A 19,021-nucleotide genomic window follows, 5' to 3' on the forward strand; every position below is an offset into this window, starting at 1 on the left:
GGCAGTTTGCCTTTCCTGCTTTCATGGGAGCTTGATTTTGAATGAATCAAGCCGTCTAGTGGGAAGGTGAAAAAGCTCTCAAAATATTTGATTCTGGCGGCATTACCGCTGACTAGCATTGGCTTGCCAGCACCGGCTACAGCGCAGCGCAGCGCTGACACCGTGGACTTGCAAGACGCGCTGCGCCGCATCGCTCGCAATTCCAATGACTCTTCGGCCCTTGCTGATGCTGGATTAGCCGCGTTGGCATTGGGGGACACGAGGGCTGCAATCGGTTTTCTGGCGAAGGCCGACCAAATATACCCGAAAAGCGGCCGCGTGAAAGCGGGGCTGGCGCGAGCGTTACTGCTTGAGCAAAACCCATTTGGAGCGATCCGCTATTTTGATGAAGCTATTGCCAATGGGTTTGCTGCCAAGGATATCGCGGTGGATCGTGGATTGGCGTATGATCTGATTGGTCGCAATGCCGATGCGCAGAAAGACTATGCGCTGGCATTACAACATGGCCGAAGTGACAAACTGTTGAAGCGCTATGCGATTTCACTGGGGATCAGCGGAAATATCGAAGGAGCGGAGGAACAGCTTAGTCCTCTGCTGCAAAAAAGCGATCGCGATGCTTGGCGCAATCGGGCCTTCATCCTGGCGATGAATGGTCAGAAAAAAGAAGCCAATAAGATTGCCAGCCAAACTATGCAAAAGAAAATGGCCAAAGCGATAAAGCCGTTTTTTGACCGCATGCCGAAATTGACAGCGGCGCAAAAGGCGGCGGCCGTTCATTTCGGGCATTTCCCCGCCAGTGAGAATATCGGTGTTGATGTCGCTTCGGTGCGTCTTGCGGCAAATAGCGCCGTGCGCGGCGGCGATGGGGCAGATGCTGGGCTAATACCAGTTGGTGAGCCGCTGGGTGCTGATGTAGAAAAGCCCAAGGTTCTAGCGATGCCGGATACTTCTCCGCGTCGTCGGCCTGGTTCCAAAAGCGGTGACAGGAAAAAGAGACAGATTGTATCTCGCCCGGCAACTAATGGAAAAATGCCTTTATCGCGGCGCACGCTGCCGACGCCGACCAGTGCCAGACCCTTGGTGAAACCGTCAGTAGATCGGCCAAATGATCCGGTCACTCAGACCGCAGCTAATGCGAAAAAGCAACCTTCATCCCCGGGCTTTGAAACAGCAGTCGGCGGCGCAACCGAAAAGGTTGAAAAGCAAATAGCTATATCTGCTCCGAACGAGGTCAAAGTTCCGCCGTTGGTATCAGAAAGCGTGACCAGAAAAGTGGATATTGGTGATGTTAAGGCACCGAGTCCTTCCAATGATGAAGTTTCGAAAAAGCCGGTTCAGTTGGTGACTTTTGATCTGGCCAAGGCTGGGTCATCGACACCATCACCGAATATATCCGGGACGACGGATGGTAAGCCATCAACAAATACACCAGTTCGACCTTTGTCGGACATTATTGGTTCGATCGCGATTCCTGAAGCAGAGAAAAAGACAGGTGTCGTACCTGTTGATTTGGCCGCAATTACGCCAGCCAAGCAAAAGCCAGTGGTCGAAAAGCCGGCGGTGAAAAAAGCGGAAGCTAAACCGAAGCCACCAGAACACCCAAAACGCTATTGGGTGCAGATTGCGACCGGGTCTAATCTCAGGGCGCTCCAATATGACTATCGCCGGATATCTGAGAAAAATTCTGATCTGTTTGCAGGAACCAGTGGTTGGACGTCCCCTTGGGGGAAGACACGCCGGTTAGTGGTCGGACCTTTCGAAGATTTTAGTGCAGCGAAGAAATTCGAAGCCGGTTTTCGCAAAGGTGGCGGCGATGGTTTTGCCTGGGTCAGTGCCAACGGCACGAAAGTGAACAAGCTGAACTAATGGCGCAGACTGCGAGCTATGCCAGCGACCCGCGTCAAAGCCGCGGACGGCGCTATGATGAAGGACGCGCTGAAAATGACGGCAGCGTGCGAGGACCCCGTGATGATTTTCAGCGCGATCGCGACCGGATCATCCACTCGATATCCTTTCGCCGCCTGCGCCACAAAACGCAGGTTTTTGTTGCGCCCGATGGCGATCATTTCCGCGTTCGCCTGACCCATAGTCTGGAAGTGGCGCAGATCGGCCGGACGATTGCTCGCTCGCTGGGGCTCAACGAAGATTTGACCGAAGCGCTTTGTCTGGCCCATGATATTGGCCATCCGCCTTTTGGTCATGCTGGCGAAGATGCTTTGGAAGACGCACTGGCTGACCATGGTGGTTTTGACCATAATGCACAGACGATCCGAACGCTGACAAAATTGGAGCGACCTTATCCCCGTTGGGATGGCCTGAACCTGACGTGGGAAATGCTGGAGGGGCTTGCCAAGCATAATGGTCCGGTGTCCACGCCGACTTGGGCTATGGCAGAAGCCAATGCGCCGATGGATTTGGATCTGAATAGCTGGCCGTCGCTAGAGGCGCAGATTGCCGCGGTGGCCGATGATATTGCCTATGATAATCATGATATTGATGACGGGATCAGGGCAGGGCTGCTGAGTATTGACCAGCTGCTGACATTACCCTTTATCGCCGAACGCTGGTCCGATATCTGCACGCGCTTTCCGGATATCGAACGGGATCGGCTGGTACCGGAATTGATCCGTGATCAAATTGGCTTGATGGTGAACAACGTCATCGAAACCACGGTCCAGCGGATCAAGGAGACTGGTGTCGAAACGGCAGATGATGTGCGCGGTGCTGGTTTGATGATCGGCGGGTTTTCGGATGACATGGCTGCGAAAGAGCGGACGCTTAAGACATTCATGTACGCCAATCTCTATAACCACCCGGAACAGATGGAGGCCGCTGACAAGGCGCGGGTTGTCGTCGCTGATCTTGTCACGGCCTATCGGGATAAACCGGCGCTGATGCCGGAAAGCTGGGCGGCTACACTACCATCGGGAGAACCGGACCGTATCCGGTATATTGCCGATTTTATGGCAGGTATGACCGATCGCTATGCTACCAACAAACACGCAGAGATTTTTGGGGCAGGCAATGACTGAATCTATAATAGTTGCAGGTGCAACTGGCTTGATCGGCAATTTTCTGGTCCGCAAGTTGATCGCCGATGGGCGAGATGAGGGGCTACATCTGTTGATGCGCAAGCCTGTGGAAAAGGATTATGGAGCGGCGACAATTCATGTTGCCCCGACCGAGCAGTGGCCGGAAGTGATTGCGTCTATCAAAGCCGGACGGGCGGTGTCTTGTCTTGGTTCCACAATGAAAAAGGCAGGATCGAAAGAGGCTTTTGCCGCTATTGATCGTGATCTGGTTGGAACGGTTGGAAAAGCCGCCAAAGCGGTAGGTGCGCGGCAATTTATTACGGTGTCATCGACCATGGCGAATGCCGAAGCGTCAGGATTTTACCTGAAAGTCAAAGGGCAGGCAGAGCAACTACTGCGCGCAGAAGATTTTAATCGGCTCGATATCATTCGTCCCGGCTTGCTGCGCGGGGAGCGTTCCAATGATGCGCGCCTTGGCGAGAGCCTGGCCATCATTGCTAGTCCTTTGCTGGATAGACTGCTGCATGGTTCGTTACGGCGCTATCGTTCAATCGATGCGCGGGAAGTGGCGACAGCGATTGCGAATTTACTCGCCGAGGATAAGCCGGGGGCTCATATCCATGAAAATGATGCGATATGGAAATTGGCCGAGCGGGAAACTGCCTGAACTTTTTAAAGGCCATCCTATCATCGAATCATTGACTCCGATGGCGCGCTCGGTCACGCTTCTGCCTGCTTTTGATTACAGCCTTACAGGCGCAAATCACGAAGCTGTGCGGGAGAGCGCCAAACTCCTAAAAAGACTGGCCGCCGAAGGAGCAACCGCCCCGGAAACTCTCAGGCCGATGGACCGCATAAGCTTCACAGGCACTCTGGAAAGAGTCGATCTTCGCGAAAGCGTGGACAGACCACCGAAGGGGTAAGTGGCTGCTTATTTAGCGCCATGAAACTCTCAGGTTCCGTGACAGAGGGGGCAGTTTTACAGGCTTTTGCTGTGAGCTGTACTCTTATGACGGGCGGAATTTTTGATGAGTGATGACAAAACCGAAACATTAAAGACACTGCCGCTCGATAGCTTGCATCGCGACCTTGGCGGGCGCATGGTGCCCTTCGCCGGCTATGAAATGCCGGTGCAATATGAAGGCGTGATGGCTGAACATCTGTGGACGCGCGAAAATGCTGGATTGTTTGACGTCAGCCATATGGGGCAGGTGCAGTTGGAAGGTGAAGGTGCGGCAGACGCGCTGGAGGCGATTGTTCCTGGCAACATCTCTGCTCTGGGTGCCGGCAAAATTCGCTACACGCTGTTGCTGGCGCAGGATGGCGGTATATTGGACGACCTGATGGTGACCAACACCGGCCGTAATCTCTATCTGGTGGTCAATGGTGCAACCAAGCATGATGATATCGCTTATTTTGAGGCTCAATTGCCATCTGGTGTGACGTTGACTCACATGGAAGATCAGGCACTGCTGGCATTGCAGGGGCCGAAAGCTGGTGAAGCACTAAAAAGACTGAAAATCAGACCGATGCAGCCCAATTGGCCGGTACCAACCGATCTTTATTTCATGGAAGCCGGGCCCTTTATGTGGGGTGATATTCCAATGGGTATCAGCCGCTCTGGCTATACTGGCGAAGATGGTTTCGAGATCAGCGTTCCCGCGGAACATGCAGAGAAATTGGCCGCAGCTTTATGTGCACTGGAAGAGGTCAAGCCGATTGGTTTGGGCGCGCGTGACAGCCTGAGGCTGGAAGCGGGATTGCCGCTTTATGGCCATGATATGGATGTGGATGTCTTGCCGGTGGAAGCGAATTTGAACTTTGCGCTATCGAAAGCGCGGCGCGATGAAGGTGATTTTGCCGGTGCTGAGCGGGTATTGGCGCAATATCCGAACAAGGCCGATAAAAAGCGTGTGGGGCTTTTTGTGAACGGCCGCCAACCCATCCGTGAGGGCGCCACCGTGGTCGATGCCGATGGCAAAAGCATTGGTGCAGTCACCAGCGGTGGTTTTTCTCCGACGCTGCAGAAACCTATCGCGATGGCTTATGTGCCAATGGAATTGGCCGAAACAGGTACCGAAATCACCGTGGAACAACGCGGTAAACCGATAGCTTGCACTGTCGCAGACATGCCCTTTGTGCCGCATAACTATCACCGCAAACCGAAATTATAGACGTTTAGAAGAGGGAAGAGGACGAGACTATGAGCCGATATTTTACTGATGAGCATGAGTGGGTCGACGTCGAAGGCGAGACCGCGACTGTGGGCATAACCGACTATGCGCAAGAACAACTGGGCGATATCGTATTTGTCGAAACGCCCGAAACCGGTGCGGAGCTGGCACAAGGCGATGATGCCGCAGTGGTCGAGTCCGTGAAAGCAGCCTCGGATGTGTATGCCGCCGTTTCCGGAACAGTGGTTGAAGTGAATGACGCGTTGGAAGATGAACCAGCGCTGGTGAACAGCTCTGCCGAAGAAGATGGCTGGTTTTTCCGCCTGACCCTGTCCGACAAATCTGAGCTAGACGATCTGATGGATGAGAAAGCTTACAAAGCATTCGTCGACGGACTTTAGAATTTAAGGAACAAGAAAATGCGTTATCTACCGCTAACTCCAAATGACCGTCAGGATATGTTGGCAACCATTGGTGCGAATAGTATCGACGACCTGTTCGTCGACGTACCGGAGGAAGTGCAGCTTGACGGTCCGATCCGTGACTTGCCAATGCATGCCGGGGAAATGGCGGTTGAGGCGCATATGAAGAAGCTGGCCAAGAATAACTCGGCCGCCGGTGATATGCCGTTCTTCCTGGGGGCAGGGGCCTATCGCCACCATGTGCCGGCCAGTGTTGATCACATCATCCAGCGCGGAGAGTTTTTGACCGCCTACACGCCCTATCAACCGGAAATTGCGCAAGGAACGTTGCAGACGTTATTCGAGTTTCAGACACAGGTCGCACGGCTGTTTGGTGTCGATGTTGCCAATGCCTCCATGTATGATGGCTCCACCGCTTGCTGGGAGGCGATTGTCATGGCGCGGCGGATTACCAAGCGCGGCAAGGCGATTCTCTCTTCTGGACTGCACCCGCATTATGTGTCGGTGGCCAAGACGATGGCGCGCTTTACCAAAGACCAACTGGTTAGCGAAGTACCAGCCTTGGAAGCGGCGACTGATGGAGCGGATTTGCTGAACCAGATTGATGATGATACCAGCTGTGTCGTCGTTCAATATCCTGACATATTAGGGCGGATATCCGACATGTCCGCTCTCGCCGAAAAAGCCCATAGTCACAAAGCATTGTTGATCGCTGTTGTCACCGAACCTGTCGCCCTGGGCGCGATCAAGGCACCCGGTGATATGGGCGCAGATATCGTGGTGGGTGAGGGGCAATCACTAGGTGTCGGTTTGCAATTTGGCGGACCCTACGTCGGTCTTTTCGGCTGCAAGCAAAAATATGTGCGCCAGATGCCAGGACGGCTATGCGGCGAGACGGTAGATGCCGAGGGTAAGCGCGGTTTCGTGCTGACCCTGTCGACGCGTGAACAACATATCCGCCGTGAAAAGGCGACATCGAATATCTGCACCAATAGCGGCCTTTGTGCGCTGGCCTTTACCGCGCATATGACCTTGCTCGGTGAAAAGGGCCTTCGGGAACTCGCTATGTTGAACCATAAAAAGGCTGTTGTTGCGGTGGATCGCTTGACGAAGATTGATGGCGTCTCGTTGTTGAATGGCAGTTTTTTCAATGAGTTCACGCTGGTTCTTGATAAGGATACGCGGCCGATTGTCCGCAAGCTGGCGGATCAAAAAATCCTTGCTGGTGTCTCTTTGGGCCGTCTCTATCCCGATGCCGGTGAACTGGCGCATGGCTTGATCGTCGCGATCACCGAGACGACCTGTGATGAGGATGTCGAAGCCCTAGTGGCGGCTCTGGAAGGAGAATTGGCATGAACATGTTGACTGAGGGCCGTCCTACCAAACAGGAAGAAAACATCGTCATGCCAGAGCAAGCTGCGCTCAAAACCCATACCGGCAATCGTGCGTTGATGGTTGACGAACCACTGATATTTGAAACCGGATCACCGGACCGCAGTGGCGTGGATCTGCCCGAAGCGCCGGCGGTGGAAAGCCGCTTGGGCGGTCTGGACCGCGATGAAGCGATCAGTATTCCCGGCCTGTCCGAGGCGGAAGCGGTGCGTCACTACACCCGGCTGAGCCGTCAGAATTATGCGATTGATGTCGGCCTGTTCCCCTTGGGTAGTTGCACCATGAAACATAACCCGCGGCTGAACGAGAGAATGGCGCGTTTGAAGGGCTTTTCCGACATCCATCCATTGCAGCCCGTTGATAGTGTGCAGGGCGCGCTGGAAACAATTTACCAACTGGCGGACTGGCTCAAAACACTGACTGGCATGCCCGCTGTGGCGATGAGTCCTAAGGCGGGTGCGCATGGCGAACTATGCGGTATTCTTGCCATTCGCTCCGCTCTTGAGGCGCGCGGCGACGCCCGTGAAGTTATCTTGGTACCGGAAAGTGCGCATGGTACCAATCCGGCGACCGCTGCTTTTGCAGGATATAAGGTTGAGGATATCCCCGCCAATGCAGCTGGCCGCGTTGACCTTGATGCGCTGAAAGCGCGGCTCGGTCCCGATGTCGCTGGTGTGATGATCACTAACCCTAATACTTGCGGACTGTTCGAACCGGACATGAAAGCTATTTCCGATGCCGTGCACGATGCCGGCGGTTTGGTCTATTGCGATGGCGCGAATTTCAACGCGATTGTTGGCCGTGTCCGTCCCGGCGATCTTGGCATTGATGCAATGCATATCAATTTGCACAAAACTTTCTCGACACCACATGGCGGTGGCGGTCCGGGTTCTGGTCCTGTGGTTTTCTCAGAAGCGCTCGCGCCATATGCGCCCTTGCCGTTCGTGGAGAGATCCGAAGACGGGCATTTTCACTTGGTCGAAGAAGAAACTGCGGAGGACCATCATGAAAGCAGCTTTGGCCGCATGGTCGCCTTTCATGGCCAGATGGGCATGTTTACGCGTGCACTGACCTATATGCTCAGCCATGGCGCCGATGGCCTGAAACAGGTGTCCGAGGACGCGGTGCTCAACGCGAACTATGTGCTGCGTAGCATGGAAGACCTTCTGGAAGCCCCGTTCGCCAAATCTGGCCCGTGCATGCATGAAGCCCTATTCTCGGACAATGGCTTTGCCAACGGCCTGACCACGCTTGATCTTGCAAAGGGGCTGATTGACGAAGGCTATCACCCCATGACCATGTATTTCCCGCTGGTGGTGCATGGCGCGATGCTGGTCGAGCCAACCGAAACCGAAAGCAAGGCAGCAATTGACCAGTTTATCGGCGCCCTGCGGTCGGTGGCCGAACGCGCCAAGGCTGGCGACGAATTGCTCAAATCCGCGCCGCATTTTGCGCCGCGTCGACGGCTGGACGAGACACAAGCTGCCCGCAAACCGATTTTGGTCTGGCAAGAACCGGAGGAATATGCTGAAGCAGCCGAATGAAGGCTGACTGACGTCTAGCTTGGGGGAGGCAGAATGATACAGCGCTTAACGAACTTGTTTGCGTTGTGGACTGTCCTCGGCACCGCTTGGGCCTGGTTTATACCCGAGCATTTTCTTTGGGTGGTGGACGGTCGTTTCCGGCCATTGGGCCAACCGCTGATCAGTGTCATGCTGGGCCTCATCATGCTCGGCATGGGCCTGACGTTGTCCTTTGATGATTTCAAGCGGATTGGCCGCATTCCCAAATGCGTTGCTGCTGGCGTGATATTGCAGTTCACTGTCATGCCGCTAGCGGGAATAGCCATTGCGATGCTGACCAATCTGGAAACCGGGTTGGCGGTCGGACTGATCCTTGTGTCCTGCTGCCCAGGTGGCACGGCGTCTAACGTGGTCGCCTATCTCGCTAATGCCAATCTGGCGCTGTCGGTGACGATGACCATGGCCTCGACGCTGGTTGCCGTTGTCGCGACGCCGCTGCTCACCGGTTGGCTGGCGGGCAAATTTGTGGAGATTGATCAATGGAACTTGTTCATCAACATGGTTTCGATTGTGCTGTTACCGGTGATCGCGGGCGTATTGCTCAACCGCTATTTTCCGAAAGCTACGGAGAAGATCGCAATTGTCTCTCCGCTCGCATCGGTGATCGTGATTGTGTTGATTGTCGGTGCAATTATCGCCAATTCCAAAGCCCTGATCGAGGAGCATTTTGGTGTATTGATGCTGGCGGTCTTGTTGCTCCACGTCTTCGGCTTCGGGCTGGGTTATCTGATCACCAAGGCTTTGGGTTTCGGCATCGGCGAGCGCCGGACGATCAGTATCGAGGTGGGCATGCAAAATAGTGGTCTGGGGTCAAGCCTCGCCTCCACGCCAGCCTTCGCCGCACAATTTGCTAACCCGCTGCAAGCGGCTCTCGCGCCGGTTCCCAGCGCGATCTCGGCGGTTTATCATGTCGTCATCGGCAGTTTTCTCGCCGCGATCTGGCGGCGGCAACCGATACAGGAGAGCTTTGATGACAGGTGAAGGCGATTCCACCCCATGGTTCCGCGATCAAGCCGGTCCGGAGGATGAAAAACATGCCCCTGCCACCCTGCGCAACCGCGATGCCATAGTCGCGCTATTGCGGGATGCCTTGCCCGATACCGGTACCGTGCTGGAAATCGCCAGCGGCACCGGCGAGCATGCAGTTTATTTCGGTGAGAAATTTCCGAGCCTGACTTGGCGGCCAAGCGATCCTGATCCCGAGGGCTGCCGCTCCATCGCCGCATGGACCAAGCGAGCAGGGGTGGTCAATGTCCTGCCGCCGCTGCAACTTGACGCGCTCGCGCCCAGTTGGGATATCGCCAAACCCGCCGCGATCCTTTGCATCAACATGGTTCATATCGCGCCGTGGGAGGCGTCTATCGGGTTATTTGAGAAGGCCGCACAGCTGCTCGAACCCGGTAGCACTTTCTATCTCTATGGCCCTTATTTCCGCGGTGATGCACCGACAGCACGGGGCAATCTCGACTTTGATCGCAGCCTCAAAAGCCGCAATCTGCGCTGGGGTATCCGCGAAGTCGCTGATATGGATGCGCTGGCCGTGGATAACGGCTTCACTCGGACTGATCTCGTTGAAATGCCCGCGAATAACCTGTCCCTGATCTACCGGCGCAACTAGCTCGATTACCGTAACGTCAATCCGCTTGCCTTGATTTAAGCGAGTGCTTAACGTCGCTCCAAACAGATCAAGGAGCGGGCATGTCAAACGAAACCCCAGAAATTCGCCGGTGCATGGGATCATCCATTGCCTATTGGGCAGAGCGTTTGCCGGACAATATCGCGCTGGATGATGCCGCTGGGGTGGTCACCTATGCCGAGCTCGACCGGATCGTAACCGATTATGCGCGCGCCTTCACCGGCTCAGGCCTTAAAAAAAGCGACCGCATCTGCTGGCTCGGCAAGAACAGCGCGCTCTTTTTCACTTTATTTGCTGCCGCTAGTCGGGCAGGCGCTGTCATCGCACCCATCGGTTGGCGCCTTGCGGCCCCGGAAGTTGCCTATGTCCTTAAAGATGCGCAGGCGATGCTGGTCATTTGCGAGCCGGAATTTGCCGAAACCGCGAAACAGGCGGCGGCCGAAACGGGTACTGTCAAAACGATATTGGTTGCAGGCGAGGCGGATGGCCTGCAATCGCTTGATGAGTGGATGGTCAAGACCCAGCCAGGCGACTTGCCCGCCACCGATCCCGCGGAAGGCGTGTTGCAACTCTACACATCCGGTACAACCGGCAATCCAAAGGGCGTGGTGCTGGCCAACGACAATCTGTTTAAAATGCGTCCGCTTGTGGAAAACAATCCGGAACATGCCTGGATTGATATTGGCCCGGACGACAGCACGTTGGCAGTCATGCCCTGCGCGCATATTGCAGGATCCGGCATTGGTCCGATAGCCTTTTACAATGGTGCAACGATGATGGTCATTCCCGAATTTCATCCCGACACTGTGCTCGATTGCGTGGACAAGGGGCTCAATCAGTTTTTCCTTGTACCGACCGCGCTGCAAATGCTGGTCAACTGGCCGCGCGCGAAGGACACCGATTTTTCCAGCGTGCGTTCCGTGACCTATGGTGCAGCGCCGATCCCGCTGGAACTGCTGCGCCAATGCATCCAGACTATGCCGCAGGCTTTATTTTGCCAGCAATATGGCATGACCGAAACCACTGGTACGGTTTGCATCCTCCCACCGGAAGATCATGATCCAGCAGGGAATGACCGGATGCGCGGCATTGGCATCCCGCTGCCAGGCGTTGAGCTACGCATTGTTGACGAGCAGCATGAAGAAGTGCCGCCAAATACCATCGGAGAAATCGCAACACGATCCGGCCTCAACATGCTGTATTATTTTAATAATCCTGAAAAGACCGCCGAGACAGTCGACAGTGACGGCTGGCTCTACACCGGCGATGCCGCGATCATGGATGAAGACGGCTATTTCTACATCAAGGACCGGGTGAAGGACATGATCATCTCTGGCGGCGAAAATGTCTATCCGGCAGAAGTCGAAAACGCGATCTTCGGACACCCGCAGGTCAACGAAGTCGCCGTCATCGGTATCCCCGATGAAAAGTGGGGTGAAGCGGTCAAGGCGGTCGTTTCGCCCAAGCCGGACGCGGGCGAGATCGATGCGGACAGTGTGATCAGCTGGGCGAGGGAGCGGATTGCCGGGTTCAAGGTACCTAAGACGGTAGATGTCATCGCGGAACTTCCGCGCAACGCGTCGGGTAAGATTTTGCGGCGCGAATTGCGCGCGCCTTATTGGGAAGGCAAGGAGCGCGGGGTCAATTAAGGAACCGGAATCCTAATGGTTTAGTTTGCCAATTGTCCCAGAGCAAAACTCTCCGCGGCACTTCGCACCTCTTCTGCCAAGTCTGAATCGGGTAGTGATTTGGCAACAACCATGCCGCCCACACATAAGGCTGCCAGTGACAAGGCGCGTTGTCGCGACTGACCGCCTTTCTCACCAATGCCGTTCTCGAACAATCCAACCATCGCTTCCAGCAATTGAGAGTAAGACGTCTGCACCTGCGGATTGGACCGGGCTATGTCTGAAGGCAAGGCAATCATTGGGCATTGTCCATCGATATCGCCCAAATGTTCCGAAGACAGATATCCGGATATCATTTGGCGGACCATGTCTTCCCCGGGTGAACTGGGATCAACGCCGGCATCTTTTCGCCATTCAGCACCGCGGCCATGAAGAAAGCTGGATACTGCGGCGTGATGGAGCTGTTCTTTCGTCTTGAAATGATTGTAGAATCCGCCGCGTGTGAGGCCCGCATTCTCCATCACCATGTCGATGGTAACATCCTGAAATCCGTGCCGGTTAAACAGGATCCGGGCGGATTCAACGATCTTCGCGCGTGTTTGCTGCTTATGTTCAGCGCTGTAAGGCATGTATATATTCTCCGTGTCACAGCATCATAAAAGATATCTAAAAATGTTCTTTAACATATTTAGATTGTCGCAATAAAGGCGCTTCGACACGCACTAAACCCCCAATAGGAGAATAAAATGCAGAAATTCATCTTGGCCTATCACGGCGGCAAGACCTCGATGACACCAGAAGAAGGTCAGCAACATATGCAAAAATGGATGGCATGGATGGATAGCCTTGGCGATGCAGTGGTAGATCGCGGACTTCCCGTTGGCCAATCGATAACGGTCAGTTCTGATGGCGTGACGGAAGATGGCGGTTCCAATCCGCTGTCCGGAATCACTATCATTCAAGCGGAAAGTCAGGATGCTGCGATTGTCATGACCAAAAAATCTCCCCACCTTGATATCGGCGGAACTATAGAACTGGCTCCGGCAATGGACATGCCGATGTAGCAAGGGGCGTGACGTCCTTATTGTTGGTTATGGCCTTCAGGAAAGTGATTATATGAGAGATATTGCAGCGCTGGCTTTCATCACCCTCGACGGTGTCATGCAGGCCGTGCGGTCGCCCGATGAAGATCGCTCAGGCGGTTTCACATCGGGCGGCTGGGCATCGGATTACTGGGATCCGGTCATGGAGCAAGTACAAAAGGAGGCGATGGCCAACCCCTATGACATGCTTCTTGGCCGGAAAACTTATGAGATGTTTTTTAATCATCAGGACACCAGCATGAATGATGGCCATGTGTATGTCGCATCATCCGGCCAGATTGATTTGAAATGGCGAAATACAACATTGCTGTCCGGCGATGTCCTGTCAGAGATTCGCAAGCTCAAACGGCAGGACGGCCCGTTGCTGCAAATTCACGGCAGTTGGCAGTTGATCCAGTCTTTATTGGCTGTGGACCTGATCGATGAATTTCGTCTTTGGACATTTCCTGTGATTGTTGGTTCCGGCAATCGGTTATTTGGCAGTGACATTGAAATGGGAAAGTTGAAGCTGGTAAAGACTGCCCCAACCGGCAATGGCGCCGTCATGAGTATCTATCGAAAACCTGACTAAGCTGCGCTTGGGAGAAGCGGTTGCTCGTCATCGCTAAAACCAGAAGCGCAGGCCGACCACATAATTGATGATGCTGGGATCTTCTCCGGCGGCGCGCGCGAAATCCCGGCTGTCGCTCAGCTTCCATTCCTGTTCAACGCCGATATAGGGCGCGAATTCCGGAGTGATTTCGTAGCGCAGGCGCAAACCAAGTTCGAGATTGTTAATTCCGGCACCAACTCCCAGTTCGGGGATGTCCTGCGCCGATAGGTTGATTTCAGCACGCGGTTGTAGGATCAAGCGCTGGGTGAGGCGCTGGTCATATTCCGCTTCGATGCGCGCGGTCAGGTCACCTTTGTCGGATAGGAAAACCGCCGCATCGACTTCGAACATATAGGGCACGAGACCCTGTATTCCGACCGCCGCATGGGTGCGGGTCGGACCCGTTAAATCCTGACGAATGCCGGCTTGCAGGTCGAAAAACGGCGCGATGGCGCGGCTGTAAAGCGCTAGAATTTCGGCATCTTCAATTGGTTCGCCAAAACTGCCTTCGCCTTCGCTTTTGAACCAGAATTTGTTGATGTCGCCACCATAATAACCCTGCACGTCCCAGAGATAGCCATTATCACCTTCGCGGGCACGATATTCGGCGCGGTCGCCCTGAAACCAGAACAGTTTCATATCGCCATGCTCGTCATAAAGGGCTTTTCGGGACGCGCGCATCGCCTCAGCCCCCCAGATCGCGTCGGCGGCTCTCGGAGGGCCGGATTGATCAACGGGACCGGATGTTGGCGGGGGTGCGTTGCCTGTACCGTGATCCATCTGGCCATGATCCATTTGACTGTGATCAACGGGTTCGGATTTCGCTGGCGGGTTCTCCTGCATTTGGTGTGAGCCATGACCCTGATGTTGGGCCATGATGGGCGTAGTTGCGGTTGATACCGCCAATGTGGCTGCGATGATCCGAAGCATTAGGCGTCCTTTGGAAATGCGACGCTGACCGTCTGCATCATCCCGGCGTGCATGTGGTAGAGCAGGTGGCAGTGAAAGGCCCAGTCGCCTGGTTCATCGGTCGTCACATCAAAGGTCGCGCTGCTGCCCGGTTGCACGATCAGCGTATGTTTCTTTGGCTGATGGTGGTCTTGTCCATTGACGACTTCAAAAAACATGCCGTGGAGATGGATGGGGTGGGCCATCATTGTGTCATTGACCAGCTTCACCCGCACGCGCTCGTTGTGGCCAAAGCGGATCGGGTCATCGCCGACCGCGCTCATCTTCTTGCCGTCGAACGACCACATATAGCGTTCCATATTGCCGGTCAGGTGCAATTGCATCTCCCGGTCGGGCGTGCGCTTGTCATGGTCCATTTCCAGCGATTTCAACATGCGGTAGTTGAGGACGCGGTGCGGGACATTGTCGAGGCCGAGACCGGGATAACCAGTGCGGTCCTGGGGGTTCATCGCGACCATATCGATACCCGGACCGACCTTGACCGTATCAGGCAGCAAGCTGGTATCGCGCATATCCATCGCGCCCATATTTGCTATCTCATGCTCTGTCGTAGCATTTGCGGTTTGAGGGGTGCCGTGGTTCATCTTGCTGTGGGCCATCTGACCACCGCTCATTTTGGAGTGATCCATCGGTGCGGCTGGCTCATCGCTGTGATTCATGCCGCCATGCCCCATATCGGTCATGCCAAGCAGCGGCGGGTCACGCAGTGCCGGGAATGCCGCTTTTGCGCTGGGCTGCGAGGTCAGCGTGGCCTGCGCCATTCCACTGCGATCCATTGATTCCGCCGCGACTGCAAAAGCTCCTTCGGCGGTTGGCTGGACAATCACATCATAGGTTTCCGCCACACCGATTTGCAATTCATCGACTTCAACCGGTTGTACATTCTGGCCATCTGCCTGCACCACCGTCATCGGTAGACCGGGCAAGCGAATGTTAAAGAAAGTCATCGCGCTGCCGTTGATGATCCGCAGCCTGACCCGTTCGCCGGACTTGAAGGGCAATTCCAGACCATCATCCGGGCCATGGCCGTTTATCATATAGGTGTAAGTCGGGGCAGATACGTCAGCAATATCGGTCGGCATCATTCGCATTCCTCCCCACATCCGCCGCTGTTCACCGCTGAAATCATAGTTGTCGCTTGCGGTGGTTTTTTGCCGACTGAAATAACCTTCAGAGACCTTCAGTTTTTTCATGATTTTATGTGGGTGCATCGCGGCAAATTCGCTGAGCAGGATCACATGTTCGCGGTCATAACGGATCGGATCTTCCCCGGCCGGATCAATGATCAACGGTCCGTATTGACCCATCTGTTCTTGCAGTCCGCTATGACTGTGCCACCAATAGGTACCGGATTGGCGGACCTTGAACGGTGCTGTGAAACGCGCACCGGGTTTTATACCGGGGAAGCTGATACCCGGAACACCATCAAACTGGAACGGCAGCAATAGTCCATGCCAGTGCACCGAACTGTCCTCATTCAGCATATTGTGCACGTTCAGGCGGACATCCTGTCCTTCGCGCAAACGGATGAGCGGGCCGGGTACGGTTCCATTAACGGCAATAGCATGTCCCGATCGCGCCCCGGTTTTGAAAAGACCGCTGCCGATATGCAGGTCCACTTCTGGCCCGGACAACTGATCCATGCCGTTGCGAATCCGTTCGTTCATTTTGCCCATCGACCAGGCGGGCATTGGCAGGGCGCAAGTGCCAGCCAGCGCCGCAAGACTGCCAATCATTTTCCGGCGCGATAGTGCGAGGTTGCTTTTTATCATACAAATACCCTATACCCCTATATGGTATATATCAATATGGATGATTGTCATGGAAAATAAAAGTGCTGAACTGCACCGCATGATCATGGACGAGCATCTCTGTCCCTATGGACTAAAGTCGAAAGACCTTTTGGAACGGCAGGGCTTTAAGGTTGTGGACCATCATCTCGCCACGCGGGAGCAGGTTGATGCCTTTAAGGAAGAGAAGGGCGTAGAGACGACGCCCCAAGTATTTATCAATGGCAAGCGGATTGGCGGTTATGACGATCTGCTTGTCCATTTTGGCAAGGCGAAGCCAAAAGATGAGCGGAGTGAAACCAGTTACCAGCCAGTCATCGCGTTGTTCGCAATGACTTTTCTGATGGCGATGGGGGCCGCCTTTGTAGCAACGGGATCATGGGTTTCGGCGAGGACGGTTGAATGGTTTGTGGCCTTTTCCATGTGCGTTCTGGCTTTTCTTAAATTGCGCGATGTCGAGAGTTTCTCGACGATGTTTCTGAATTACGATTTGCTCGCCAAACGATGGATCCGCTACGGCTATATTTATCCGTTTGGCGAAGCTCTGGCGGGTGTGTTGATGATTGCCGGCGTGGCCATGTGGCTTGCCATTCCGGTCGCGCTGTTCATCGGCACGGTCGGGGCAGTATCGGTATTCTACGCCGTCTATATCCAAAAGCGCGAGTTGAAATGCGCCTGTGTCGGCGGCGATAGCAACGTGCCGTTGGGCTTTGTCTCGCTGACCGAGAATTTGTTCATGATGGCCATCGCTTTATGGATGAGCGTCAAACTGCTAACTGCTTAGGGAATAACCTGCTTCAAAATACGAGGAAATGTAACATATGGGTGAGGACAAAATGACCGCGAAGCTCAACCGCCTGAACCGGATTGAAGGTCAGGTGCGGGGAATTGCGAAGATGATCGAAGAAGACCGCTATTGTATGGATATCCTGACCCAGATGCAGGCCGTAAAATCGGCCTTGTCGAAGGTCGAGAGCCAGATTTTGAAAGACCATGCGGCCTGCTGCGTCGCCGAGGCTATATCCTCTGGTAACGAAGAGGATCAGAAAGAAAAATTTAGCGAGCTGGTCGATCTTTTTGAAAAGATGAAAGGATAAAGCTGTTGTCTTTCCTGCGATAGTGCTGCTCGCAAAAGGTCTAGTTTACGCTCCGTTCCTGCCCCTCCCAATAAGGTGCCCGCAATTCGCGCTTCAGCACTTTTCCGGCTCCGGATAGAGGGAAAGGCTCGTTTCGAAAATCAATCGAACGCGGACATTTGTAGCCGGCAATCTGGTCCTTGCAATGGCTGATAATCGACTGTGCGTCTGGTGTTGTGTTGTCTTTGGGAATGACAATCGCATGGACAGATTCTCCCCATTGTTCACTAGGGATGCCAACCACGGCAACTGCCGCGACATCGGGATGGGTGGAGATTGCGCTCTCTACTTCGGCTGAGAAGACATTCTCACCGCCTGATACTATCATGTCCTTCATCCGATCGACAATATAGAGGAAACCATCCTTGTCCTGATAGGCTCCGTCTCCTGTATGGACCCAGCCATCAACCAACGTCGAGGCGGTCTGCTTTTGCTGCTTCCAGTAGCCCAGCATGTTACCCGGGCTGCGCGCGGCAATTTCGCCGACCGTTCCGCGCGGGACTGGCTTGCCTTGCTCGTCAATGATCTTGACTTCGCAGCCCCAGGCCGGGCGACCGGCAGAGCGGATCTGTTTTGCTTTCTCACCTTCCAGCACATGGTCGACTGAATTCAAAATCGACACCAGCGGTGCCATCTCGGTTTGGCCATAGGCCTGCGCAAATTTGACTTCGGGCAGCAACGCCATTGCGTGGCGCAGCAGGCCCTCGGGCATGGGCGATGCGCCGTAGAGATAGTGCGTCATCGAACGGAGCTTGGTCACGTCAAACTCGGGATGTTGCAGCATCATCCCTAGCATGGTTGGGACCAGCAACACATGAGTCACCTGATTGGCCTCAATCGCACTGAGGATCGAAACTGGTTCGAAAGAAGGCACATAGATATGTGTGCCGCCAGCCATCATAACCGCCCCGCCGCAAGCGATATCGGCCATGTGGAACATCGGGGCGGTGTGCTGATAAACGGAATCGCTGGTGAACCCGGCCATGCCGGCGAGAGCGATATTATTATACCACAGGGCCCGTTGGGGAACCATCACGCCCTTGGGGAAACCGGTGGTACCGCCGGTATAGAACAGGCCTGCCAGATCTTCGCCACTGCGGCACGCATCGGGGCAGGGATCATGATCTGCAATCAGCTGCTCGAAGGACAACATACCTTCTGGCACATCCTCTTCCTCCAGGTGGATGATGGTGGAGACGGTTTCGGCCTGATCCCGGATATCTCCAATCATCGCGGCGAAATGACGGTCAACAAACAGGATGGTCGTCTGTGAATCGTTGAGCGAATAGACATTCTCTGCCGCCGACCATCGCGTGTTCATGGGCACCACTGCACCGCCAGCCCACCAGACCGCAAACATATATTCGGTATAGCGGTCTGTATTGAGTGCCAATATCGCAACCCGGTCGCCGGCCTCGACACCCAGAGCCTGCAGAGCGCCGGCCAGACGTGCGATGCGCTCCCTAAGCTCCGCCCAACTTTTGCGCCGGTCTCCATCAACTGTTGCCAGATGATCTGGCCTTGTATCAGCGGCGCTGTGGAGCGTCTGGGTCAACTGCATGTC

General features: G+C 54.7%; 18 protein-coding genes and 1 riboswitch. Of the genes, 14 read left to right on the plus strand and 4 right to left on the minus strand.

Annotated elements, in window-relative coordinates:
- Positions 1-66: 66 nt before the first annotated feature.
- The 10 genes from ABJM21_RS03855 to ABJM21_RS03900 all read left to right on the plus strand — a co-directional run bounded on the left by ABJM21_RS03855 (position 67) and on the right by ABJM21_RS03900 (position 11,888).
- Positions 67-1,866, plus strand: coding sequence for an SPOR domain-containing protein (locus ABJM21_RS03855; protein WP_348302719.1), 1,800 nt, complete (start codon positions 67-69; stop codon positions 1,864-1,866).
- The gene (locus tag ABJM21_RS03860; RefSeq protein ID WP_348302718.1) at positions 1,866-3,032 is read left to right on the plus strand and encodes a deoxyguanosinetriphosphate triphosphohydrolase; all 1,167 of its coding nucleotides are present in this window, start codon (positions 1,866-1,868) and stop codon (positions 3,030-3,032) included. Before ABJM21_RS03855 ends, ABJM21_RS03860 begins: the two co-directional genes overlap by 1 nt.
- A complete protein-coding gene (locus ABJM21_RS03865; protein WP_348302717.1) occupies positions 3,025-3,699 on the plus strand; it encodes an NAD(P)H-binding protein in 675 nt (224 codons plus the stop codon). Before ABJM21_RS03860 ends, ABJM21_RS03865 begins: the two co-directional genes overlap by 8 nt.
- A 99-nt stretch (positions 3,700-3,798) precedes the next feature.
- A riboswitch (glycine riboswitch) is annotated at positions 3,799-3,895 on the plus strand.
- A gap of 165 nt (positions 3,896-4,060) precedes the next feature.
- The gene (gene gcvT / locus ABJM21_RS03870; RefSeq protein WP_348302716.1) at positions 4,061-5,206 is read left to right on the plus strand and encodes a glycine cleavage system aminomethyltransferase GcvT; all 1,146 of its coding nucleotides are present in this window, start codon (positions 4,061-4,063) and stop codon (positions 5,204-5,206) included.
- 29 nt (positions 5,207-5,235) lie between these two features.
- On the plus strand, positions 5,236-5,607 hold the full coding sequence (gene gcvH / locus ABJM21_RS03875; protein ID WP_348302715.1) for a glycine cleavage system protein GcvH: 372 nt from the start codon (positions 5,236-5,238) through the stop codon (positions 5,605-5,607).
- Positions 5,608-5,625: 18 nt separating this feature from the next.
- A complete protein-coding gene (gcvPA, locus tag ABJM21_RS03880) occupies positions 5,626-6,984 on the plus strand; it encodes an aminomethyl-transferring glycine dehydrogenase subunit GcvPA (protein WP_348302714.1) in 1,359 nt (452 codons plus the stop codon).
- Entirely contained in the window at positions 6,981-8,564 is a 1,584-nt protein-coding gene (gene gcvPB / locus ABJM21_RS03885; RefSeq protein WP_348302713.1) for an aminomethyl-transferring glycine dehydrogenase subunit GcvPB, read from the plus strand. Before gcvPA ends, gcvPB begins: the two co-directional genes overlap by 4 nt.
- A gap of 33 nt (positions 8,565-8,597) precedes the next feature.
- The gene (locus ABJM21_RS03890) at positions 8,598-9,584 is read left to right on the plus strand and encodes a bile acid:sodium symporter family protein (protein ID WP_348302712.1); all 987 of its coding nucleotides are present in this window, start codon (positions 8,598-8,600) and stop codon (positions 9,582-9,584) included.
- Positions 9,574-10,221: a DUF938 domain-containing protein gene (locus tag ABJM21_RS03895; RefSeq protein WP_348302711.1), complete on the plus strand. Its 648-nt coding sequence runs from the start codon at positions 9,574-9,576 to the stop codon at positions 10,219-10,221. The genes ABJM21_RS03890 and ABJM21_RS03895 overlap by 11 nt, the downstream gene beginning before the upstream one ends.
- 80 nt (positions 10,222-10,301) lie before the next feature.
- Positions 10,302-11,888, plus strand: coding sequence for a long-chain-fatty-acid--CoA ligase (locus ABJM21_RS03900; RefSeq protein ID WP_348302710.1), 1,587 nt, complete (start codon positions 10,302-10,304; stop codon positions 11,886-11,888).
- Between the two features lie 20 nt (positions 11,889-11,908).
- Here the strand turns inward: ABJM21_RS03900 and ABJM21_RS03905 are convergent, their stop codons facing one another.
- Positions 11,909-12,496 (minus strand): TetR/AcrR family transcriptional regulator, encoded by a 588-nt coding sequence (locus tag ABJM21_RS03905; protein ID WP_348302709.1) that lies wholly within the window; start codon positions 12,494-12,496, stop codon positions 11,909-11,911.
- Positions 12,497-12,613: 117 nt separating this feature from the next.
- Between ABJM21_RS03905 and ABJM21_RS03910 the strand changes: the two genes are divergently transcribed.
- Positions 12,614-12,931, plus strand: a complete 318-nt coding sequence (locus ABJM21_RS03910) for a hypothetical protein (protein ID WP_348302708.1) — start codon at positions 12,614-12,616, stop codon at positions 12,929-12,931.
- 52 nt (positions 12,932-12,983) lie between these two features.
- Positions 12,984-13,541: a dihydrofolate reductase family protein gene (locus ABJM21_RS03915; protein WP_348302707.1), complete on the plus strand. Its 558-nt coding sequence runs from the start codon at positions 12,984-12,986 to the stop codon at positions 13,539-13,541.
- 33 nt (positions 13,542-13,574) lie between these two features.
- Here ABJM21_RS03915 and ABJM21_RS03920 read toward each other — a convergent pair whose 3' ends face one another.
- Positions 13,575-14,492 carry a copper resistance protein B gene (locus ABJM21_RS03920; RefSeq protein WP_348302706.1) on the minus strand — a complete coding sequence of 306 codons (918 nt, stop codon included), beginning with the start codon at positions 14,490-14,492 and terminating at the stop codon, positions 13,575-13,577.
- Positions 14,492-16,303, minus strand: coding sequence for a copper resistance system multicopper oxidase (locus tag ABJM21_RS03925; RefSeq protein WP_348302705.1), 1,812 nt, complete (start codon positions 16,301-16,303; stop codon positions 14,492-14,494). Before ABJM21_RS03925 ends, ABJM21_RS03920 begins: the two co-directional genes overlap by 1 nt.
- 40 nt (positions 16,304-16,343) lie before the next feature.
- On the opposite strand from ABJM21_RS03925, the gene ABJM21_RS03930 reads away from it, so the two are divergent.
- Positions 16,344-17,105, plus strand: a complete 762-nt coding sequence (locus tag ABJM21_RS03930; RefSeq protein WP_348302704.1) for a glutaredoxin — start codon at positions 16,344-16,346, stop codon at positions 17,103-17,105.
- A 37-nt stretch (positions 17,106-17,142) separates the two neighbouring features.
- Entirely contained in the window at positions 17,143-17,418 is a 276-nt protein-coding gene (locus ABJM21_RS03935; protein ID WP_348302703.1) for a metal-sensitive transcriptional regulator, read from the plus strand.
- 40 nt (positions 17,419-17,458) lie between these two features.
- Here ABJM21_RS03935 and ABJM21_RS03940 read toward each other — a convergent pair whose 3' ends face one another.
- Positions 17,459-19,018: a long-chain-fatty-acid--CoA ligase gene (locus tag ABJM21_RS03940; protein ID WP_348302702.1), complete on the minus strand. Its 1,560-nt coding sequence runs from the start codon at positions 19,016-19,018 to the stop codon at positions 17,459-17,461.
- Positions 19,019-19,021 lie beyond the last annotated feature (3 nt).

It is taken from the genome of Parasphingorhabdus sp. (assembly GCF_039977335.1).
Lineage (GTDB): Bacteria > Pseudomonadota > Alphaproteobacteria > Sphingomonadales > Sphingomonadaceae > Parasphingorhabdus.